Raw genomic sequence first — 17087 nt, forward strand, 5'->3', positions numbered from 1 at the left:
TTGTGGGAGCGGGCGAGCCCGCGAAAGGGCCGGCACAGGCAACCCATCACTTATTTGGCCACCACAACACCCTCAGCCACCCTGGCCTTGGGCTTGCGAAACACCAGCACATTCCCCGCCATCACCGCCACCAGCCCCAACAAGGCCGGTGCCGTCCACTGGTACCCCTCGGCCACCGCCGACACATTCAGCGCCACCAAGGGGAACAGCACCGTGCAATACGCTGCCCGCTCCGGCCCCATGCGCCCGACCAGGGTCAGGTAGGCGGTAAAGGCGATCACCGAGCCCGGCACCACCAGGTACAGCAACGAGCCGATATACCTTACATTCCATTCCATGCTGAACGGCACGCCGCTTACCACGCAGAACACCGCCAGCATCACCGCCCCGTAAACCATGCCCCAGGCATTGGTGGTCATGGGTTTGAGCCCGGCCTTCTGCTGCATGCTCGACAGCATGTTGCCGGCCGAGAAGCACAGCGTGCCGAGCAGGGCCAGGCCAAGGCCGTACAGGGTTTCGCGGCTGGCAGCGTGGTGGGACAGCTCCGGCCAGAACAGCAGCCCCAGGCCAAGTAGCCCCAAGGCGCCGCCGCCGAGCACATTGCTGGCGATCTTCTGGCCGAAGAAGATCCGCGCGTTGAGCGCGTTCCACAGGGTAGCGGTGGAGAACACCACGGCGATCAGGCCGCTGGCGATCCACTGGCTGGCGCTGAGAAAGCAGATGAAGTTGACGCAGAACAGGCACAGGCCCTGGGCCAGGCAGATCTGGTGGCCACGCCGGTTCATTGGCTGCAGGCGGCGGGTAAGCAGCAGGAAGGCGAACAGGATCAGGCCGGCCAGGGCAAAGCGGTAGACGATCGAGACCGGAATGGCGACCACGCCCAGCTGGAGTTTCAGGGCGATCCAGGTGGTGCCCCAGATCAGGACAGTGAGCAGGTAGAGCGACAGGTTCATGGCGGCGGTTCCTTGGGCCTTTCAAGATCGGTGCTCGGCGCTTCGCGGCTAAAGCCGCTCCCACAGGGACCGTGCTGCTCTCGAGGCTGGCGCGGTCCCTGTGGGAGCGGGTTCACCCGCGAATTGAGGGCGCAGCCCTCGCCGAGGCCTCCAGTTTCATCCGCGGGCTCCTCCCCGGCTTGCACAAACTTGCGCATTTGTCCCGCAGGTAGCTGTAAGCCATCCCTCAGCGCAGTAGGATGGCTGGCAAGAGGAACCGCCCATGACCCCACTCACCCAGCTACAAGTGTTCAACGCCATGCACGCCTCGCCCCACGCCCGGCTGGAGCTGAGCGCGCACCTGGGCGACGGGCTGGCGGCGGCGTTGTGGAGCAACCGCGACGATGCCCGCGACTACCAGGCACCGAGCCATCACACGCTGTCGTGCTACATCGCCGACGGCACCGGCACCTTCCGCCGCCAGCGCCCGGGCGACAAAGGGGCTCCCGACAAGCTGTGCGTGATGCCGGCCGGGCACGAGTCCAACTGGGTGGTCAACGGCGCGATCCGCCTGGCACACCTGTATGTCAGCGAGGCGCAATTCGCCCTGGGCTGCGTGCGCCTGCTCGACCGTGAACCGCGTGAGCTGCAACTGCAGGAAGCGACCTTTCTTGATGACCCGCAGCAGGCCACGCGCTTTCGCCAACTGATAACCCTGGACTGGGACGAACCTGGCGAACGCCTGCTGGCCAGCAGCCTTGCGCACGAGATCGTCGACCATGCGCTGCTCAGCCAGGTCGGGCTGCGCCAGGGCTTGCGCCTGAAAGGCGGGCTGGCACCGAGCCTGCGTCGGCAAATGGTCGACTACATCGAAGCGCACCTTGACCAGCCCATCACCCTGGGTGAACTGGCCTTGCGCTGCAGCCTGTCCGAATACCACTTTGCGCGCATGTTCCGCGCCAGTTTCGGGCTGCCGCCGCACCAGTATGTGCTGGCCCGGCGACTGCACCGGGCCTGCCAGCTGTTGCGGCTGGGGGTGATGCCGTTGGGGGAGATTGCCCTGTTGTGCGGGTTTGCCAGTGCCAGCCATTTCAGTAACCGGTTCCGCCAGGCCATTGGTGCCACACCGGGTGAGTACCGTTTGGCCTTCAATTTGTGAAGTTGGGGCTGCTTTGCAGCCCCAACTACCTAGAACTCAAAGGTGCTGGACAAGCTCACCTGCCGCGCATCCCCGATAGCCACAAAGTACTGGTTCACCGCCGAGCTGTAGTAAACCTTGTCGAACAGGTTCTTCACGTTCAGTTGCAGCAGCACCTTGTGCTCGTCGAGCCGGGTCTCGTAGCTGGCGAAGGCATCGGCCACGGTATAGGACGGCAGGTCGAAGGTGTTGGTCGGGTTACCCGCCCGCTCGCCCACATACCGGGCCCCTGCGCCGATGCGTAGGCGATCGCCCCCGAACAGGCTGCCATAGTCATAAACCGCCGACAGCGAACCACTGTGCCGGGCCACGTTCTGCAGGCGGTTGCCCTTGAGGTCCGGGTCCTTGGTCACTTGCGCATCGGTGAAGGCGTAGCTGCCGATCAGGCTCCAGCGCTCACTCAGCTGGCCGGTCAGGTCCAGCTCTATGCCCCGTGAACGCACCGCGCCGGCGTTGCGGTAGATGATTGTTCCGGGTTGGCTGTCACCATCGGCCACCAGCACGTTGCGCTTGTCGATGTCGAACAGTGCCAGGGTACCGGTCAACGCGCCGGGCATGTCGAGCTTGGCGCCCAGCTCCCACGACTTGCCTTCCTCCGGGGCAAAGCTGCCGTCGAGGGTCTGGGTAAGGCCGCCGCCAATGCTCAAGGGTGCAATCGTCGAGTTGGGCTTGAACGATTCGCTGTAGCTGGCATAGAGCGACAGCTGCTCATCGACCTTGTAGACCACACCGGCATGCGGTACCCAGCTCTGGCCGCTGGTGTCGGTGTTGACCAGGAACGGCCGGCCGCGCCCGGCCAACTGGTCGTATTGCTGGAAGCGTGCGCCAGCCACCAGGATCCAGTGTTCGTCCAGGTGCAGGGCATCCTGGAAGAACAGCGAATCAGTGCGCAGCTTGTCGGTCTGGTCGCTCTCTTTGGCACCGACTTGGGTGCCCTCTACTTCCTGGCCGTAGACCGGGCTCACATAGCTGAAAGAGGATCGGGCCGTCTGCCGGATCAGGTCGCCGCGAAAGATCTTGCGGTCCTCATGATCGACACCGAACAGCAGGTCGTTCTGCATCCCCGCCAGTTGCACATTACCGGCCAGGCTCAGCGTGGCGAACTGGTCACGGCTCATGGCGTTGTGGGTGCCGTCGATGCTGCGCGACAGCGTACCGCTTTTTTCATTCACGCCGGTCACCCGCACCTGGCTGGCATCATAGGTTTCGCGGTTGAAGCTGTAGCCGAAGTGCAGCTTCCATTCATCGGCCAGCTGGTGGTCGACCTCCAGGCGGTACAGGTCGGAACGCCCTTCCATGTCGTTGAACGGCTCGTCCAGGCGCCGCGTGGCCGGGATGTCCAGCGGGTGGCCGTTGTTGCCGAACGCCGTACCACGGTCGAAGGGATAGAGAAATTCGCGGTGCTCGTAGGCCAGGACCACCTGTGTGTCTTCGCCCAGCCAGGCCAGCGACGGCGCCACCAGCGATTCGCGGTGCACGCCAAAGTTGCGCCAGTAGTCCTCATCTTCGTGATCGACGATCAGGCGATAGGCGAAGTTGCTGTCGCCCAGCGCACCGGTGCTGTCGAGCCCGCCACCGCTGCCGTTCTTGCCGCTGCCGTAGGTGGACCCGCGCACGGTCAGGGCGTTGTACTGCGCCAATTGTGGGCGCTTGCTGACCACGTTGATCACCCCACCCGGATCCTGGATGCCGTACAGCAGCGAGGCCGGGCCCTTGAGCACTTCGACGCGCTCGGTGCTGGCATTGAGGTTGCGGCCCTGCACGACAGGCATGCCATCGCGCATGATCGAGCCGTCGCGGTTGTCGCCGAAGCCGCGCTTCATCACCGTGTCGGAGGTGCCGCCAAAGTTGTTGCCCTGAGTGATGCCGCTGACGTTGGCCAGGGCGTCGTCGAGGTTGCGCGGGGCCTGGTCACGGATGACCTGGGCCGGTACCACGTTGATTGCCTGGGGAATGTCCTGGCTCGGGCCCTGCCCGCGCATGATCGAGGCGGTAGCCGGGGGCTGGTAGCTGTAGTCGTCCAGTTGCGAGCTCACGGTGGTGGCCTGGAGGTTGAGGGCGCCGGAGGTGTCCACCGCTTCGAGGGTGAAAGTGCGTGCATCGACGCGGCGCCAGGCCAGCCCGGTCGTGCCCAGCAGCTGTTGCAGGGCCTGCTCGGCGCTAAACCTGCCGTTCAGCGCCGGCGCCGGCACGCCGGGCAGTTCCAGGGTGTAGACGACACTCTGGCCGGTGGTGCGGCTGAAGGCGTTGAGTGCCTGGGCCAGGGGTTGCGCCGGCTGGGCGAAGGCGTACGCCTGCTGTTGCTCGGCGGCGCAGGCCAGGGGGGAGACAGCGAGTGCCGGGAGCGCGGAAAGGCCTAGCCAGAGGGGGACACAACGCGGGGTGAACTTCATGGACGCTGACCTGTGAGAGGGATATGACTGCGAATGAATCGCACTTCCACTCATTACACGGATGCCACGTCCTGTTACCTCACCCGTTGCCTGAAAAATTTTTGCTGTGCCGGCCTCTTCGCGGGCTTGCCCGCTCCCACAGCGACTGCACAAGTTTCGAATCCGGTGCAGTACCTGTGGGAGCGGGCAAGCCCGCGAAGAGGCCCGCAAAGGCGACTACCGGATCAGGGTCAACCGCCCCAGCACGGTCTGCCGCGAAAAGCCCATTACCTTGCCCAGCGAATCCAGCGCCAGCAACGGCTCGGCCACGGGGAAACTGCCACTGACCTTGCGCTGCCCCAGTTCACCATCGAGCAACAGGATGCGCCCCGGGTAATAGCGCGCCAAGTCCTCGACCACCTGCGCCAGCGGCACCTGGTAATAATTCAGCCAGCCCTGGCGCCAGGCCAGGCGGTTGTCGCTGTCCACCGATTGAGTATCACCGACCTGGCCTGCGGAGTATGTCACCTGCTGATTGGCCGTCAGTTCACGCGCCAAGGCGCCCTGCGACGGGCGCACCGCCACACGCCCGCTGCGCACCGTGACCTCGGCGCCCTCGCCCTGCTCGCGTACCTCGAACTGGGTACCGAGCACCCGCACCTCGCCACCACCCGCTTCGACCAGGAACGGCTCGCCGGTATGGGTGACCTGAAAGAACGCCGCGCCATGTAGTAGCCGCACACGACGCTCGCCGTGGGCGAAATCGACCGCAATTGCACTGGCCGCATCAAGTGTCACTTGCGACTGGTCGGCCAAGGTCACCTGGCGAACGTGCCTGGCACTGCTGTAATCCGATCGCAAGTCCTGCAACCAGTAACCCGGATGCCAGCCACCAGCAGCGCCGACGGCCAGCACCATGCAGGCCGCCATCGCCAGCGCTGCTCCCCGCCACCAAGCGCCACGGGCCGGCGGCCTGGCCATCGCATCAAGGTAACGTTGCAGGGCTTCCTTTTCTTCAGCGGCCAGCAGCGCCGCCGGAGCGGCGCTGCTCTGCCACAGCACCTTGGCCTGGTCATAGGCCACACGGTGCCCAGGGTCGGCCAGCAGCCAGCGCTTGAACGCCGCTCCCTCAGCCTGCGCGGGCTGCTCGTTGATCCGGCTGAGCCATTGCAGCGCGGCCCGGGACTGCGCCTCGGTGATCGGCGGTAATCGGCTCATCGACGGGCGCTCCCTGGCCGGCGTGGGGTGGACGCGGGCTCGGCAACACTCGCCTTGCACGCTTCGAGGGCGCGCATCATATGCTTTTCCACAGCGCTCTGGGACAGTTGCATGGCCTTGGCGATCTCACCGTACTTGCAGCCGTGGATACGGTTGAGCAGGAAGATCTGCCGGGTACGTTCAGGCAAGGCGCGCAATGCAGCCTCGATGCGCTGCAAGTCGTGGTCTACCTCCACGGCCTGCTCCGGTGCCTGGGCCATGGCCGTGTCATCCAGCGGCAGCACTGCTTCGGCCGCACGTTCGCGGCTGCCTTCACTGCGCAAGTGGTCGATGGCCAGGTTGCCGGCACAACGCAGCAGGTAAGTGTCCAGCGCCTCGACCTTGACCTCGGGCCGGCGCCAGAAGCGCAGGAACAGCTCCTGCACCAGGTCCGATGCCGTGGCCCGGCAGCCGACCCGGCGGCTCACCAGTGCCTCCATGCGGGCCCGCTGGGCCTGGAACACCTGGACGAAGCGCGCACGCCCGCCGCCGCTTTCGGCATCCGCCTCGATCATGTCGCCCGGCTCGCTCACCGGTTCACTCGGCGAACACGGTCAGCAACGGCCCCAGCACCACGCTGGCGGCGGCCAGGCCCAGCAACAGGCGGGGCTGGTAGGGCAGGCCGAACACCCACAGGGTCACCCCGGCCATCAGCACGGCGGTCCACTCCACCAGGCCATGGGCCCAGCCCCGCAGCTGTACACTGAACACCAGCGACAGCACCAGCAGCAGCCAGCCGACGCTGCGCAACAGACGCGACTGCCCGTGGCGCGGCTTGCGCCCGAGCAGGTCGACGAAGTGTTTTTCCATGGCCAGGCACAGGGCAACGAAGCCGGCGTAAGCGATCAGTGCATTACCCAGCATCAGCTCGCCCCCGCCGTTTGAGTGCTTGGCTTCTTTGCTGCACGAGAGGCGCGCTTGGCCATTGGCTTTGGGCTGCGCAACATCTTGCCGGCCAGCCAGGCCAGGAACAGGCCAGTGCCCAGCGCGGTCAGGTCGAAGCCGGCCATGGCCCAGTCACCCGTCTGCAGCGAATGGTTCAGGCCCTGGCCGGTGGTCAGGCCATTGAGCAGCGGCAGCAAGGCAAAGGCCAGCGCGCCCAGCGCCAGTTGCTCACCCCACGCCCGGCGCCCGCTGCGCAGCATGGCGTGTACCAGCGACAGGCCCCAGGCGGTGAAGAAAGCGTTGACCTCCCAGTCGGCTCGGCCTTCGACACCCGTCGGGATCAGGCGGTTGGCCCAGAAGAAGCCCGCCACGGCCAGCAGCAGACCGCTCATGCTGGCGATATTCAGCACTTCGACCAGGCGCAGCTCGCCCGGCAGGCGTTCGCTCCCGGCATGCTTGAGCTGGCGTTTGCCCAGCCACATCACCAGCCCGGTGCCGATCACCGCAGTACCGGCCAAGCCAAAGAAGAAGTACAGCCAGCGCAGCCAAGGCCCGGCGAAGTTGCCCATGTGCAGGCCGGCAAAGCTGAAGGCGGCCATCATTACACCGCTTTCCGGCTTGCCCTGGCTCAGCAGCGCACCGCTGGCACCATCGAAGGTCCAGTTGGCGCTGCGCCGATAGGCCACATGGTCGGCCGCGGACTGGGTGAAAGTGACGCGGGCATTGCTGTCGCCGGCATTTTCCACCTGGATACGGCCGATACGCGCGCCCGGTTGCAGGCCCTGCACCTTGGCGTACAGGCTTGGCAACGGTACCAGCGGCGCGGCCACATGGGCCGCCTTGGGCGCATCGTTACGGCCGAACAAGTCGTTGAAGTACTTGCCGGTGTCATTGCCATAGCCGGCCATGATGCCCGCCGGCATCACCATGTACATGAACAGCACCAGGCTGCTGTAACTGATCATCAGGTGGAACGGCAGCACCAGCACGCCGATGGCGTTGTGCCCGTCCAGCCACGAGCGCTGGCCCTTGCCGGGGCGGAAGGTGAAGAACTCCTTGAAGAACTTCTTGTGGGTGATGATGCCGGTGACCAGCCCCAGCAGCATGATCAAGGCACAGAACGTCGACAGCCAGCGGCCGAAGGGGTATGGCATCTGCAGCTGGAAGTGGAACCGGTAAAAGAACTCGCCACCGCGACTGTCGCGAGCCTCTACCGGCTGGCCGGTCTGGGTATCGAGGGTTTTGCTGGCGAAGCCGCGCGGCCCGCCATTGGGGTCGCGATAGCCCACGCTCAAGGCGGCCTCGCGTGCGTTGGGCATGCGGATCAGCCAAGTGCCCGAGTGCCCGGCGTTGTCCTGCAGGTAGCGCTGGGCCACCTCCAGGCTATGGGCCGGGTCCGGCGCATGGCGGTGCACTTCTGGCTGCGACCAATGGGTGATTTCTTCCTTGAAATACGACAGCGTGCCGGTGAGGAAGATGGCGAACAACAGCCAGCCGAAGATCAGGCCGGCCCAGGTGTGCAGCCAGGCCATTGCCTGGCGGAAGCCTTCTTTCATGGGGTTTTCATCCAGTAGGCCAACCCGCTGATCACCCCCAGCAGCACGCTTGGCGCCAGCACACCCAGCCAGGCGCGCAAAGCGCTGCGGCAGGCGAAGCACCAGATGAACGCCAGCAGGTAGAAGACGAATGACAGCAGCAGGCCAGTGAGCGTGGCATCAACCCGTGGCAGCGGCGCTACCAGAGCAATGCAGACGCTGGCCGCGGACGCCAGCACGTAGCCGCCCAGCAGCGCGGCCAGGCTGCGTGAGGTCACGGCCAGGCGATAGCTAGGCGAGAGGCCGGCGTTTTTGCGCGTCATGGCGAAGGTCCGGGCGTTTACGGGCCTGCAATAATAATGATTTCAATTCTCATAAGCAAAGACTGAGCGATGTGCCGCCTGTCGCCCAGAATGCAACAAGAAATTTATTTTCAAAAAGGGCTTGAATTCGTTTCGCCGTTGCCTGACCTTAGAGTCAAGAGACGCAGAAATACCAAGGGTCTCAAAGGCCTAGGCGCGTCTCCATGCGAGCAAGCTGAATAAGGATTGAATCATGCAAATCCAGGTCAACAGCAGCAACCATTTCGAAGGCAATGCCCGGCTCGACCAGTGGGTCCGCAGCACACTGCAGAACTCGCTGGAACGTTACGAGGACGACCTCACCCGCATCGAGGTTCACCTGCGCGACGAGAACGGCGCCAAGCCCGGACCGCATGACAAACGCTGCCAGATGGAGGCTCGCCCCAAAGGCCACCAACCGATTTCCGTGACCCACACCGCCACTTCGCTGGACCAGGCGGTCGATGGTGCCGCCACCAAGCTCAACCATGCGCTGGAACACTTCTACGGCAAGCTTCGCAGCAAGCGCGGCGCCCTGGAACTGAGTGACCCGGACGCCTGATCGGCAATGCAAAACGCCCGGCCTGATGCCGGGCGTTTTCGTTTGTATCGATCGGTGGCGCTGAACCAACAGGTAACTTCCCCGGTCAACTTCTGCAATCATTCACCGCAGAAGCATGACCATGAACAACCCATTCGAACGAATCAGTGCTGCATTCGCCCCCGAATACCGGGTCAACCTGAGCATTGCGAACCTCGACGGCAGCATCATGCTGACCCTTTCCGACGACGCTGGCGTGGTCGCCAAGCGCCTCATCACCCAGGCCCAGCGCAATGACCCGGTGCGCCTGCAGCGGGTGATCGACAGCATCCGCCTGGGCCTGGCCATCGAACACAGCCAGAACCCCCTGCAGGTGCTGGCCGCGCTGACCCGTGACGCCCGCCACGAGCCGCGTCATTTCATCGCCAACTGAGGGTTATTTGCCCTCCTCCACTTCCTTGCCGCTGGCATCCAGCACTTTGGTCGAGGGGTAGCGATACGAGGCGTAGCGCACCACCAGGATTGCGAACGCCAGCAACAGGATGCCACCGCACACGTACAACAGCCCCGCGTCCGGCGCCTTGTGGTGCGAGACATCGCCGATCAGCAGGCGGGTCAGTGCGGTGATGGCCACGTACAGCAGGAAGCGGATCGGCATGTGGTTGGTCTTGAAGTAGATGCCGACCATCGCGCCCAGCTCCAGGTAGATGAACAGCAGCAGGATGTCATCGACACTGACCTCGCCCTTGCCGAGCATGTCCATGAACGTCACCACCGCCGCATAGGCGGTGATCGCGCCGATGCCGAACAGTGCCAGGTAGTGGAATGCCTCAACGCACAGGTTGCCCAGCGAGTCGGCCGAGCCGTGCAGGCCCTTGCGCAGCTTTTCTGCCCATTTGATGTTCACGATGTTCCATTCCCCGATACGTCTTGAAGGATGATGCGTCACCGCTGTGACGCTTGTGCCATGCAGTTAAAGGGCCAGGCCCCTGGCTTGGAAGGCGACCGATTGCCGCAAGGCACCTGTGTACTAGGCTTTTGGCAGAAGAATCAGGTTGCGTGGTGGTGGCAAATGCCATTACTGTATATAGATACAGTAAATCGTGACACAACCAGCAAAAGGCATAGAGGTGATGAATGGCCGTCGAAGTGGTGTACCGCAGCAGCCGCGACCCGGAGCGCTTGTTCATGGATAAGGCCGAAGCAGACCGTCACGACAAGATGCTCGAACTGGCCGAGCGCCTGGCCGAAGTACTGCACAAGGCAGTGCCCTCGCTGACCGAACAGCAGGTCGAGGAAGCCGGTATCTACATGGCCAAGAACCGCGATGTGTTCGCCCGTGCGTTCAAGAGCCAGCCGGATGCATTGGCCGAGTTGCTCGAGGGCGGTGCAGTCGAGTGATATCGACGGCGCCTGCTTCGCGGGTAAACCCGCTCCCACAGGTACTCCACAGTGTTCAAGACCTGTGCGATACCTGTGGGAGCGGGTTTACCCGCGAATAGGCCAGCAAGGCCAACGTTGATTTTCAGCCGTACAACAACCGCTCCGCCAGCATCTGCGCCACCCGCGCCGGCGAGCGCTTCTCAGCCTGCGCATGACCAAACACTTCGGTCAGCCGTGAAGGTATCCGCGCCAGGTGCGCAGTGATGGTTCCCAGGTCTTCGCCACGATGGGTAAGTGCCACGTAGATCAACCCACCGGCATTGATTACGTAATCGGGCGCATACAGTATCCCGCGCGACTCCAGCTGGTCAGCTACCTGCAAGGTGGTCAGCTGGTTGTTGGCCGAACCCGCCACTGCCGCGCAACGCAGCTGCATCACGCTCTGCCCGTTCAACACCGGCCCCACGCCGCAAGGGGCAAAGATATCGCAAGGCGTGCTGATCAAGGCATCGTTGGTCACCGGATGGGCATTGAACTGCTCCACCGCCAGCCGCACCCGCCCAGGGTCCAGATCGCTTACCAGCAGGTCCGCCCCCGCCGCATGCAGTTGCTCCGCCAGCGCATAACCGACATTACCCAGCCCTTGCACCGCCACCCGCAGCCCTTGCAGGTTATCACTGCCAAGGCGGAACGAAGTGGTCGCGCGAATGCCGGCAAAAACCCCCATCGCCGCATGCGGTGAGGGGTCTCCCGAGGCCGTGGTGCTGGTCACATGGGGAGTGCTCTGGGCAATGCAGTCCATGTCCAGGGTCGAGGTGCCGCTGTCCACGGCGATGATGAAGCGCCCTTGCATGCTGTCGATGAAGCGGCCAAAGGCCTCGAACAGCGCGGCGCGGTTTTCCACATGCGGGTTGCGCATGATCACCGCCTTGCCGCCCCCCAGTGGCAGGCCGGCCAGCGCCGCCTTGTAGCTCATGCCCTGGGCCAAGCGAATGGCGTCGGTCATGGCGCTTTCATCATCGGCATAAGGGAGATAGCGGCAACCGCCCATCGCGGGGCCCAACTGCTCACTGTGGATCGCCACCACAGCCTTCAACCCGGTGGGCGGGTCGGTGAACAAGTGCAGCGACTGGGTACGGGTGCTTTGCATCAGCGCGAACATCGACAGGCTCCCCTGAGAGGTGCTCCTTCCAGTATAGGCACGGCCCCTGGGCTGGCGCCGCCGCCGGACCACTGGACGAAACCACGCGCCACGGCTAATACTCAAGCGTGTGTGGAGAAGCCCATGAAGCCACGTCAAGCCTGCCTGGCCTGCCTGGAACGCGAGCCCGTCGCCCTGCTGGAAGCCGCATTATGGATTGCCGCCGAGCACGACCGCAGCGTCGAGCCCGCGGCCAGCCTTGCCATGCTGCAGGCACTACAGCGCGAGATCAGCGCAAACCTGCCGATGCTGCCGCTGTGCGAACTGGCCCAGCCACTGCTGCGCCAACTCAATGCCCTGGGCTTCCAGCAGGATGAATACCACCCGCTGCGCCCGCATGCTGCGATGATGGACAAGGTACTGCAACGCCGCCGAGGCCAACCGCTGGCGCTGGCCATCCTCGCCCTGGAGCTGGCCCGGCGCCTGTCCATTCCCCTTGAGGGCGTAGGCTTCCCTGGCCATTTCCTTCTACGCGTACCGGGTGCCGATCATCTGCTTGACCCCTGCGGTGGCCGGCGCCTGTACCCCAACGATTGCCGGGAGCTGCTGGCGCGCCAGTTCGGCCCGCAGCTGGCGCTGACTGGCGAACACATGCGCAGCGCCAGCCCGCAGCAGATGCTGCAACGCCTGTCACGCAACCTGCGTCAGTTGCACATCAGCAACGACGACCACCTGGCGGCGCTGATCGATGCCGAACGGGTCATGCAACTGGGGCCGGTACAGGCCAGCGACTACGTGACCCGCGCCTCGCTCTACCAGCACCTGGATTGCCCACAGGCCGAGCGCTTCGACCTGGAGCATGCGTTACTGCTGACCGAAGACCCGGTCCAGCGCCTGAAACTGTCCGAACGTATCGGCAAGCTTCCGGCGGCGAACCGTTCCATTCACTGAGCCGGGCTGTCCGGCTGCTGTGCCGGGTGGGCCTGGGCGAACGCCGGGTGCCCCGCCGCCAGGGCGGCAACCCGCAGGATGCGCGGGAAACTGTCGAGGTCGATGTTGAAGCGTTCGGCCGCGTACAACTGCGGAATCAGGTAGACATCCGCCAGGCCCGGCTCACCACCGAAGCAGAAGCCGTGATCACCAATCAGCTGCTCCACTGCCGCCAGCCCTTGGCTGATCCAGTGGCCGATCCACTGGTTGACCTGGCTCTCGTCCTGGCCGGCCTGACGCAGCCGGTTGAGCACGCTGACGTTGTGCAATGGATGGATGTCGCAGCCGATGATCGCCGCCACGCCCCGCACCTTGGCGCGCGCCTCGGCCGTGGCAGGCAGCAGCGCGGGCTGTGGATAAACCTCTTCCAGGTACTCGATGATCGCCGGCGACTGCACCAGCAGCTCACCGCCGTCAGTGCGCAAGGCAGGCACGCGGCCCTGCGGGTTGACGGCGACATAACCTTCACCGCGCTGCTCACCCTGCAGCAGGTTGACCGGCAGGGACTGGTAGGCCAGCCCCTTCAGTGCCAGGGCAATGCGCACCCGGTAGGACGAGGTGGAACGGTAATAGGTGTACAGCTCCATGCCCGTGCCTCCTCAGTTGGCCGGAATGACCGTGCCACGGCATTCGCCGAAGCCGATGCTGGCCACGCCATCACGCGCGCAACGGGCGCGCAGGATGATCTCGTCGCCGTCTTCGAGGAACTTGCGCACCTCGCCGCTGGCCAGTTCCACCGGGTGCTTGCCACCTTCGGTGATCTCCAGCAGGCTGCCGAACGAACCTGGCGTGGCGCCCGACAGCGTGCCCGAACCGAACAGGTCGCCCGGTTGCAGCTGGCAGCCGTTGACGCTGTGGTGCGCGACCAGTTGCGCCACGGTCCAGTACATGCTGCGGGTGTTGCTCAGGGTCAGGCGCTGCGGGGCAAGGCCTTGCTCGCGCATGCGCTCGGTCAGCAGCAGTACCTCGAGCTCGATATCGAATGCACCGGCGGCCTGGTCACGCTTGTCCAGCAAGTACGACAATGGCTGCGGGTCGCCTTCCGGGCGCGCCGGCTGGGCACAGCGGAACGGCTCCAGCGCTTCGGCGGTGACCACCCAGGGCGAGACGGTGGTGATGAAACTCTTGGACAGGAACGGGCCCAGCGGCTGGTATTCCCAGGCCTGGATATCACGCGCCGACCAGTCGTTGAGCAGGCACAGGCCGGCCACGTGCTCGGCGGCATCGCCTACCGGGATTGCCTGGCCCATGTCGTTGCCTTGGCCGATCCAGATACCCAGCTCCAGCTCATAGTCCAGGCGCGCGCAGGGGCCGAAGCTTGGCTCGGTGTGCCCCGCCGGCAGGGTCTGGCCCTTGGGCCGGCGCACATCGGTGCCGGACGGGCGGATGGTCGAGGCGCGGCCGTGATAACCGATTGGCACGTACTTGTAGTTGGGCAGCAACGGGTTGTCGGGGCGGAACAGCTTGCCCACGTTCTTGGCGTGCTCGATGCCCACGTAGAAGTCGGTGTAGTCACCGATCTGCGCCGGTACATGCAGCTGGCAAGCGCTGGCTGGATACAGTGCGGCCTGCAGCGCAGCCTGGTGTTCGCTGTGCTCGCCCAGCAGCACCTGCAGGCGCTCGCGCAGGGCAACGCGGGCACCGCGGCCGAGGGCGAAGAAGGCGTTCAGCGCCCCGCCACGGGTGGCCTCGACGGCGGCCTTGGCGGCACCGTCGAACAGGCCGGCGGCCAACACCGCCTCCAGGTCAAGGATCGCGTCGCCGATGGCCACGCCACAGCGCCTGGCTTCACCCGGCCGGCTGAAGATGCCCAACGGCAGGTTCTGCAGCGGGAAGTCGCTGTGCCCGTTGGCGTGCTCGACCCAGCTACGGGCAATGGCGGTCTGGTTCATGGGTTATCTCCGGTTCGGGTTGAAGGTGCTCGGCAAGGTGGCCCAGCAGCTATCGTAGTCGGCCTGCAACTGCGGGCATTCAAGGGCTTGCAGGCTCGGGCGCAGCACTTGGCTGGTCTCGAACATGAAGGCCATGGTGTTGTCGATCTTGTGCGGCGCCAGGTCGGCAGCAATAGCCTTTTCGCAGGTTTCAGCGTCGGGGCCATGGGCACTCATCACCCCGTGCAGTGAGGCACCACCCGGCACGAAGCCCTCGGCCTTGGCGTCGTAGGCACCGTTGATCAGGCCCATGAATTCGTTCATCAGGTTGCGGTGGAACCATGGTGGACGGAAGGTGTTCTCGGCCACCATCCAGCGTGGCGGGAAGATCACGAAGTCCATGTTGGCCAGGCCATGCACGCTGGTCGGCGAAGTCAGTACAGTGAAGATCGACGGGTCCGGGTGGTCAAAGCTGACCGTGCCGATGGTGTTGAAGCGGCGCAGGTCGTACTTGTACGGCACGTTGCTACCGTGCCAGGCGACCACGTCCAGTGGGGAGTGCTGCAGTTCGCAAGCCCAGTGTTCGCCAAGAAACTTCTGCACCAGTTGCACCGGGCCCTCGGCCTCTTCGTAGCGCGCCACCGGGGTAAGGAAGTCACGCGGGTTGGCCAGGCCATTGCTGCCGATCGGGCCCAGGTCGGGGATGCGCAGCGGCGCGCCGTGGTTTTCGGCGATGTAGCCGCGGGCCTGGCTGTCGAGCAGTTCGACACGGAACTTCATGCCACGCGGGATCACGGCGATTTCCAGCGGCTCGACGTCCATCACCCCAAGCTCGGTGGCGATGCGCAGGCGGCCCTGTTCCGGCACCAGCAGCAGTTCACCGTCGGCGTTGAAGAACACCCGTTCCATGGAACGGTTGGCGCGGTAGATGTAGATGCTCACGCCGGTCGGCTTTTCTGCAGTGGCGTTGGCCACCATGGGCAGCCAGCCTTCGATGAAGTCGGTCGGCTCGGCGGGGATCGGCTGGGGGTTCCAGCGCAGGCGGTTGGGGGTGATGGCCCCCAGCGGGCCGGCCAGCGGCTGGCGCGCCAGGCGCTCGAAACGCGGGTGCAAGGCAGACGGACGAATACGGTACAGCCAGGTGCGGCGCAGTTCGCTGCGGGTCATGGTGAACGCCGTGCCCGAAAGCAACTCGGCATACAACCCATAGGGCGCCTTCTGCGGCGAGTTCTGCCCGACCGGCAAGGCCCCTGGCAGCGCTTCGCTGGCAAACTCGTTGCCGAAGCCGCTGAGGTAGTGAAGGTCGGGTGACGTATCGCGATTCATCGATGCCTCCGGGCTCTGGCCGAGCCGTTGCTGGCAGCTGGCTGCTGGCCCGGGGCGGGATGGCAGCGCGTCTGCATTGTTTTTATCGTAATCAGATTACGAATAACGTAATTTGCTACGAACAATGCGTCAAGCTATAAAGGCGCGACTCGAAGAATCCGGAAGTAAATGTCCATGGTCAAAGCCAGCTCCCCCGCCGACAACGGCAAGCAGAAAGTCCGCTCGGCGGAGGTCGGCACCGACATCCTCAAGGCCCTTGCCGAGCTCTCCCCGTCCACCTCCCTGTCGCGCCTGGCGGAACACGTGCAAATGCCGGCGAGCAAGGTGCACCGCTACCTGCAGGCCTTGATCGCCAGCGGCTTTGCCGAGCAGGATGCGGCCACCAACCATTACGGCCTGGGGCGCGAGGCACTTCGGGTAGGGCTGGCGGCGCTGGGCAGCATCGATGTGCTGAAGATTGCCGCGCTGCCGTTGTCGCAGTTGCGCGATGAACTGAACGAGAGCTGCTTCGTTGCCGTGTGGGGCAACCAGGGCGCGACAGTGGTCAGCATCGAGCCGGCAGTGCGCGCGGTCACCGTGGTAACGCAGATCGGCTCGGTATTGCCGCTGCTCACGTCGTCTACAGGGCTGGTGTTTGCCGCCTACCTGCCCGAGCGCGAGACCGTGGAGTTGCGTGACCGGGAACTGGCCGCCCTGCAGCACAGCGCTGCCGACTACCAGCCGGTGCTGGCGGGCATTCGTCAACGTGGTCTGCACCATGTACATGGGCTATTGATGCCGGGCGTGGACGCGCTGTCGGCCCCGGTGTTCAATGCCATGGGGCAGATCGCCGCGGTGATGACCGTGGTCGGGCCTACGTCGATCTTCCATGCCGACGAGCATGGCCCGGCGGCTCAACGGCTGCTGGCGGCAGCCCGGGAAACCAGCTGGCGCATGGGCTATTCGCCCGCAGGCTGAACGCCTGCGGCACTATTGCCCGATACGTAAAGGTGAATGTCATAAGCGGCTATTTTTCCCACAGGATCAGGCGCTTATTCTTAACTCACTGGCCGGCATGAAGGGCTCTCCCCCCCGCCTTTCAGGCCTGCGAGGTTCACCGACGTAGATTTTGAAGCTCCTTGATCTAACGTCTCGATTGGCCGCTGCGGCTTGCAGCGGCCTTTTTTATTTGCCCTGAACATTTCCGTCGCCTGTGCTGGCCTCTTCGCGGGCTTGCCCGCTCTCATCAAACAAAATGCAACCCACTGTTTTTTAAGCACTCAGGCAGCCACCAGTTGATACCCCAGTTTCCGGGCTTTGCGAAGCAAAGCCCGGA

The 17087-nt window shown here is 64.5% G+C and carries 18 protein-coding genes; 6 read left to right on the top strand and 12 right to left on the bottom strand.

Translation table 11 applies throughout. The annotated features are described in order from the left end of the window. Nucleotides 1-50: 50 nt before the first annotated feature. Complete coding sequence (locus tag CAF70_RS24595; RefSeq protein ID WP_085627222.1) at nucleotides 51-953, bottom strand: DMT family transporter; 903 nt, start codon at nucleotides 951-953, stop codon at nucleotides 51-53. Between the two features lie 262 nt (nucleotides 954-1215). On the opposite strand from CAF70_RS24595, the gene CAF70_RS24600 reads away from it, so the two are divergent. Then, entirely contained in the window at nucleotides 1216-2091 is an 876-nt protein-coding gene (locus CAF70_RS24600; protein ID WP_085627223.1) for an AraC family transcriptional regulator, read from the top strand. A 29-nt stretch (nucleotides 2092-2120) separates the two neighbouring features. Here the strand turns inward: CAF70_RS24600 and CAF70_RS24605 are convergent, their stop codons facing one another. From CAF70_RS24605 to CAF70_RS24630, 6 genes are all read right to left on the bottom strand, one after another. After that, complete coding sequence (locus tag CAF70_RS24605) at nucleotides 2121-4523, bottom strand: TonB-dependent receptor (protein ID WP_085627224.1); 2403 nt, start codon at nucleotides 4521-4523, stop codon at nucleotides 2121-2123. Between the two features lie 216 nt (nucleotides 4524-4739). After that, nucleotides 4740-5720 (bottom strand): FecR domain-containing protein, encoded by a 981-nt coding sequence (locus tag CAF70_RS24610; RefSeq protein ID WP_085627225.1) that lies wholly within the window; start codon nucleotides 5718-5720, stop codon nucleotides 4740-4742. Further along, nucleotides 5717-6274, bottom strand: coding sequence for an RNA polymerase sigma factor (locus CAF70_RS24615; protein ID WP_178076429.1), 558 nt, complete (start codon nucleotides 6272-6274; stop codon nucleotides 5717-5719). Before CAF70_RS24615 ends, CAF70_RS24610 begins: the two co-directional genes overlap by 4 nt. A gap of 22 nt (nucleotides 6275-6296) precedes the next feature. After that, the gene (locus CAF70_RS24620) at nucleotides 6297-6623 is read right to left on the bottom strand and encodes a DUF3325 domain-containing protein (RefSeq protein WP_085627227.1); all 327 of its coding nucleotides are present in this window, start codon (nucleotides 6621-6623) and stop codon (nucleotides 6297-6299) included. Continuing rightward, complete coding sequence (locus tag CAF70_RS24625; RefSeq protein WP_085627228.1) at nucleotides 6623-8200, bottom strand: PepSY domain-containing protein; 1578 nt, start codon at nucleotides 8198-8200, stop codon at nucleotides 6623-6625. The genes CAF70_RS24620 and CAF70_RS24625 overlap by 1 nt, the downstream gene beginning before the upstream one ends. Then, nucleotides 8197-8502, bottom strand: coding sequence for a DUF3649 domain-containing protein (locus CAF70_RS24630; protein WP_085627229.1), 306 nt, complete (start codon nucleotides 8500-8502; stop codon nucleotides 8197-8199). Before CAF70_RS24630 ends, CAF70_RS24625 begins: the two co-directional genes overlap by 4 nt. Before the next feature lie 232 nt (nucleotides 8503-8734). Between CAF70_RS24630 and CAF70_RS24635 the strand changes: the two genes are divergently transcribed. After that, nucleotides 8735-9082 (top strand): HPF/RaiA family ribosome-associated protein, encoded by a 348-nt coding sequence (locus tag CAF70_RS24635; RefSeq protein WP_003260689.1) that lies wholly within the window; start codon nucleotides 8735-8737, stop codon nucleotides 9080-9082. A 121-nt stretch (nucleotides 9083-9203) separates the two neighbouring features. Further along, nucleotides 9204-9494, top strand: a complete 291-nt coding sequence (locus tag CAF70_RS24640) for a DUF3509 domain-containing protein (RefSeq protein WP_025340607.1) — start codon at nucleotides 9204-9206, stop codon at nucleotides 9492-9494. A 3-nt stretch (nucleotides 9495-9497) separates the two neighbouring features. On the opposite strand, the gene CAF70_RS24645 is transcribed toward CAF70_RS24640, so the two are convergent. Continuing rightward, nucleotides 9498-9968 carry a phosphate-starvation-inducible protein PsiE gene (locus tag CAF70_RS24645; protein ID WP_085627230.1) on the bottom strand — a complete coding sequence of 157 codons (471 nt, stop codon included), beginning with the start codon at nucleotides 9966-9968 and terminating at the stop codon, nucleotides 9498-9500. Nucleotides 9969-10198: 230 nt separating this feature from the next. Between CAF70_RS24645 and CAF70_RS24650 the strand changes: the two genes are divergently transcribed. Then, the gene (locus tag CAF70_RS24650) at nucleotides 10199-10462 is read left to right on the top strand and encodes a YebG family protein (RefSeq protein WP_085627231.1); all 264 of its coding nucleotides are present in this window, start codon (nucleotides 10199-10201) and stop codon (nucleotides 10460-10462) included. 124 nt (nucleotides 10463-10586) lie between these two features. Here the strand turns inward: CAF70_RS24650 and CAF70_RS24655 are convergent, their stop codons facing one another. Beyond that, a complete protein-coding gene (locus CAF70_RS24655; protein WP_085627232.1) occupies nucleotides 10587-11606 on the bottom strand; it encodes a Glu/Leu/Phe/Val dehydrogenase dimerization domain-containing protein in 1020 nt (339 codons plus the stop codon). Nucleotides 11607-11729: 123 nt separating this feature from the next. Here CAF70_RS24655 and CAF70_RS24660 point away from each other — a divergent pair, with 123 nt between their 5' ends. Next, entirely contained in the window at nucleotides 11730-12536 is an 807-nt protein-coding gene (locus CAF70_RS24660) for a SirB1 family protein (protein WP_085627233.1), read from the top strand. Here CAF70_RS24660 and maiA read toward each other — a convergent pair. From maiA to hmgA, 3 genes are read right to left on the bottom strand one after another with little or no spacing between them, the layout of a single operon-like run. Beyond that, on the bottom strand, nucleotides 12530-13162 hold the full coding sequence (gene maiA / locus CAF70_RS24665; RefSeq protein ID WP_085627234.1) for a maleylacetoacetate isomerase: 633 nt from the start codon (nucleotides 13160-13162) through the stop codon (nucleotides 12530-12532). The two genes, CAF70_RS24660 and maiA, sit on opposite strands and share 7 nt — an antisense overlap. Before the next feature lie 12 nt (nucleotides 13163-13174). After that, complete coding sequence (gene fahA / locus CAF70_RS24670) at nucleotides 13175-14467, bottom strand: fumarylacetoacetase (protein ID WP_085627235.1); 1293 nt, start codon at nucleotides 14465-14467, stop codon at nucleotides 13175-13177. 3 nt (nucleotides 14468-14470) lie between these two features. After that, entirely contained in the window at nucleotides 14471-15772 is a 1302-nt protein-coding gene (gene hmgA, locus CAF70_RS24675; protein WP_085627236.1) for a homogentisate 1,2-dioxygenase, read from the bottom strand. 174 nt (nucleotides 15773-15946) lie between these two features. Between hmgA and CAF70_RS24680 the strand changes: the two genes are divergently transcribed. Next, a complete protein-coding gene (locus CAF70_RS24680; RefSeq protein ID WP_085627237.1) occupies nucleotides 15947-16729 on the top strand; it encodes an IclR family transcriptional regulator in 783 nt (260 codons plus the stop codon). The last annotated feature ends 358 nt before the right edge of the window (nucleotides 16730-17087 follow it).

This window comes from Pseudomonas sp. B19(2017), from assembly GCF_002113165.1.
Taxonomy (GTDB): domain Bacteria; phylum Pseudomonadota; class Gammaproteobacteria; order Pseudomonadales; family Pseudomonadaceae; genus Aquipseudomonas.